This window comes from Oleiphilus sp. HI0123 (assembly GCF_001635315.1).
In genome coordinates, this window is sequence record NZ_LWGE01001164.1 from 1 (window position 1) to 4,440 (window position 4,440).

The following is a 4,440-nucleotide window of genomic DNA, read 5'->3' on the forward strand; positions in this document are numbered from 1 at the left end:
ATAAAGCAAGGCACTAATAATTGGTCAAAAAAACGGCAATGATCATCCGAGTGGGAATTGGCGTCTGAGTAAAGTGCCTCTCCCCCTTTATTTCTCTTCTCATTGACATTACTGGTAATGACATTAGGATACTTAGCCTGAAACGTATCACCATCCTAAAAGAGTATTATCACACATGAAAAAATTCTGGCTCATGCTACCTGTGCTGTTTGCACTAGCTTTAAACGCCACGCACGTCGATGCCAAAAAGTTCGGCGGCGGAAAGTCGTTTGGAAAGCTATTTCAAACCAAGCCTTCTCCTGCTAAAAAAGCTGCGCCAAATAATTCAGGAGCTGCAAAACAGAAAGCGCCGGCCAAGGGCGGTATGGCGAAAGGTTTAATGGGTGGCCTTCTCGCTGGTGGCTTAATTGCAGCTTTAATGGGTGGAGCATTTGAAGGCATTCAAATCATGGATATAATTCTGCTCGCTTTGGTGGCCTTTATTCTGATTCGCTTATTTAAAGGTATGATGCAAGCTAAAGCAGCCTCCATGGAGCCTCAACCAGCTTATTCTACAAATCAATTCAGACAAGAGAGCCAAACAGACGCCCAACCAAGCAAGTTCTTGGCGGGTCAGTTTCCTCAGTCATCTTCCGGCAATCAGCCAACAGCTAACCAGAACAACGATGCTACCTTTAATGAAGAGCAAACTTCAGGGTTTGGTTCGTATAATGATGTACCTTATAACCTGCCTGCAGACTTTGATATCAACAATTTTTTGGCCGGCGCTCGTGAGCATTACCGTACCATCCAGCTAGCCTGGAATGAGAATGATCTAAGTAAAATTGAGGAGTACGTTAGCTCAGAGTTGTTTTCCCATTTAAAAGAAGAACGTGCAGCGCTTGAAGGTGAACAGCACACGAATGTGCTGTTTATTGATGCCCAGATCGTCAGAGCTGACCAATCAGCAGGCTTGGCAGAGCTAAGCATTCAGTTTAGTGGGCGCTATAGTGATGAAACCGAAGGAGTTGAAGAGGATATTACAGATCTTTGGCACTTAACCAGAGACACCCGCGATAACAATGCGCCTTGGTTAATCGTAGGAATCGAAAACTAAGCTATAGTTTCTAACAACTTCCTGACCATAAAAGCAGCTTACATACAACTGCCATAGGATCTTTATGTTTAGAATTTTAGTGCTGATCGTATTTTTAATTTCATGCCTGGTGGCGTTTATAAAGGCTGATAAATGGCCACGATGGAAACAACTTACAGTTATTTTCATCCCGACGATTATGCTATTCTGCTTTGCTTTAGTGCTTGAAACTTTAAACTGACCCTTTGGTTTTTCATTAAATATAATACGCTTATAAAGGTAGAAAGTGAGCCTGTTTTTATACTGCAGCGAGAAAGGCTTAACGTGGTTGCGAGAAGGGAAGCTACCTTTCTTAGAAGCCTCATCATTGATGGACCCATTCGTTAGCAATGAAGCCCTTAATCATCAGCCTGATGGGTCAATCGCTGTTTCAGATGAAGAGTTCAGAGTTGAATTGAAAGCTCAATTCGCGGCGCTACCAGAGTCTTTATCAAGCCTGATGAGCTTTGAGTATTTTGAAGAACAATCCCAAAGCAAACGAGCCAGTATTGAAGCACAAATAAGACAACGTTCTGTACCGCAAGTGAGTACAGTGTCGGCTAAACAACAGAAAAATCTAACACTGCTATGCTTATCTGAAAGAGCAGATAACTCGCTACTCTGGCAGTATCAAGCGGCTAATCACCGAGGTATGGTCATCGAACTAGACCAAACTCATGAGTTTTTTACCGCCCCTCAATACCGAGATGCCCCTCAAATGTTTCAGCCAGTGAAGTATAGTGCAGAGCGTCCGTTAAAGCTGAAAGACTCACATCCTTTCATTTCACTATTTCACCGTAGTGAACACTTTTCTCATGAGCAAGAGTGGCGCTTATTACGGCCGGCATCAGTGAGTGACAAGCTCATAAACGTCGATGAACTCAGTATTCACCTTCATAAAATCCCCAATACGGTGATCAAGTCCGTCACCTGCGGGGCAAATATGACAGCGGAACTAAAAAAAGCGCTCGTTAACCTCTTGAGCACTGACTTACGCTACCGACATGCTGAGCTTATGGAGTGCCGGCTGGACCCCGGCCAATATATACTCCATCGCACAGCCATTGATTGAGATAAAGTCAACTTGAACTAAGCGACCTTAACTTGCTCAGCTGCTTCCTGGTTAGCCATATACTCTTCGTAAGTGCCTTGAAAATCTATCAAGCCCTGGTCTTTAATTTCGATGACGCGTGTTGCCAGTGATGAGACAAACTCTCGGTCGTGGCTAACAAAAATCAAAGTGCCATCAAAGTTTTTAAGCGCTTCGTTCAGAGCTTCAATGGCTTCCATATCCATGTGGTTGGTCGGCTCATCCATAATCAGAATATTTAGGTCCTGCATCATTAACTTGCCAAACAACAAGCGGTTTTTCTCACCACCTGAGCAGACTTTGGCTTTCTTGTTAACGTCATCTTCGGTAAAGAGCATTCGACCTAACATACCGCGAACCATTAAATCGTTATGCTTTGCAGTACGCCACTGAGACATCCAGTCAAAGAGGTTTAGGTCACTGTCGAAATCTTTCGTGCTGTCCTGCGGGCAGTAGCCTAATACGGCATTTTCAGCCCACTTTACTTCACCCGTATTGGCTTGAATCTCATTCATCAAACAACGTAAGAAAGTTGACTTCCCCACCCCGTTCTCACCAATCACCGCAAGCTTTGCGCCCGCTTCTAGAATCAGGTCACCACCCGAGAAGAGTGTCTCACCGTCAAAGCCATGACCTAAGTCTTCCAGCACCAAGGCTTGGCGATGCAATTTCTTATCTTGCTTGAAACTAATGGAAGGTGTTAAACGGCTAGACGATTTGACTTCATCTAGCGTTATCTTATCTAGCTTTTTAGCACGAGAGCTGGCTTGTTTAGCTTTCGACGCATTGGCTGAAAAGCGGTTAACAAAGGCTTGAAGCTCATCAATTTCGGCACTCTTTTTAGCATTCTCGGCAAATAGTTGCTCACGTATTAGTGTTGAGGCTGCCGTAAAGGCTTCATAGTTGCCCGGGTAAATACGTAACTCGCCATAATCGATATCCGCCATATGCGTGCACACAGAATTCAAGAAATGGCGATCGTGCGAGATGATAATCATCGTACATTTTCGCTCATTCAAAACCGTACCGAGCCACTCAATGGTATGAATGTCCAGGTTGTTGGTCGGTTCGTCCAAAAGCAAAATATCAGGGTTCGCGAACAAAGCCTGAGCTAATAACACTCTTAACTTCCAACCTGGTGCAACTTGTGCCATCAAACCAAAGTGGAATTCTTCAGCAATACCCGCTGATAGTAATATTTCCCCGGCTCGACTCTCCGCACTGTAGCCGTCCATCTCCGCAAATTGCGTTTCCAATTCAGCGACCTTCATGCCATCTTCTTCAGACATTTCAGGTAGGCTGTAGATACGATCACGCTCTTGTTTCACTTTCCACAGCTCAACATCACCCATGATCACTGCATCGACAACGCTGTACTCTTCGAAGGCAAACTGATCCTGGCTTAGTACACCGACCTTTTCACCTGGTGTTATAGAAACGTTACCGGACGTTGGTGTTAACTCACCACTCAGGATTTTCATAAAGGTTGATTTACCGCAACCATTAGCCCCGATTAAACCATAGCGATTACCGTTACCAAATTTAGCTGAAATGTTCTCGAACAAAGGTTCAGCACCAAACTGCATGGTGATATTAGCGGTAGAAATCAAGAGAGCGTCCTAGGTATTTGAAGGTGAGAGGCTCAGCTTGAATGTCTTTCAATCGGTTTTAGCAAAGAGTGACAGAAGCTTAAGCACAAAGGGGCGCGAACTATAAAGACTTGGGGCTAGAAAGTCGAGACAAATTGACTATAAAACATACAAGACTGTCGAAGTAAGCCTGGCCGTTACTCCTGTTCTGCATCCACACCATAATGTCTACGCATAAGGTAGGCATAAGCTGTAGTAAATGCGGCTTCTTGCATCACTTTCAGGCCTGTTTCTTCAAAAGGTACCGGGATAGGGTTTTTCTTAACAGCTGCTTTGATATCAACTGGGGTTATCAAGCGAACATCGACTCCATCAATCAGTTCAATTGCAGCCTCCATTTTGAAACCAATCGCACCACCGGCAAACTTACCTTTTGTCGGTCTCTCTCGAATAATTACGGTATCTATTTGATAGTCTGTCATCAGTTTGGCAAACGTAGCCTGAAAGTACTTTAGACTATGGCTCTTCTCTAGCGTCACTTTTCTTACGCGACAGTCAGGGATATCGAATATCTCATCATCCATGGACAAGAGACAAATAATCGCATCACTACCCTTTAATTCAACACCACATACTTTCATAACTAA

The 4,440-nt window shown here is 44.1% G+C and carries 4 protein-coding genes; 2 read left to right on the forward strand and 2 right to left on the reverse strand.

From position 1 onward, the window contains the following. Positions 1-175 precede the first annotated feature (175 nt). Complete coding sequence (locus A3761_RS12590; RefSeq protein WP_068509456.1) at positions 176-1,096, forward strand: Tim44 domain-containing protein; 921 nt, start codon at positions 176-178, stop codon at positions 1,094-1,096. 265 nt (positions 1,097-1,361) lie between these two features. Beyond that, positions 1,362-2,186 carry a DUF2971 domain-containing protein gene (locus tag A3761_RS12595; protein WP_068509459.1) on the forward strand — a complete coding sequence of 275 codons (825 nt, stop codon included), beginning with the start codon at positions 1,362-1,364 and terminating at the stop codon, positions 2,184-2,186. A 17-nt stretch (positions 2,187-2,203) separates the two neighbouring features. On the opposite strand, the gene A3761_RS12600 is transcribed toward A3761_RS12595, so the two are convergent. Together A3761_RS12600 and A3761_RS12605 are read right to left on the reverse strand one after the other, a co-directional pair. Then, the gene (locus A3761_RS12600) at positions 2,204-3,814 is read right to left on the reverse strand and encodes an ABC-F family ATPase (RefSeq protein WP_082865154.1); all 1,611 of its coding nucleotides are present in this window, start codon (positions 3,812-3,814) and stop codon (positions 2,204-2,206) included. A gap of 176 nt (positions 3,815-3,990) precedes the next feature. Continuing rightward, the coding region (locus tag A3761_RS12605) for a DUF3010 family protein (protein ID WP_231881220.1) at positions 3,991-4,440 on the reverse strand (450 nt) is incomplete at its 5' end.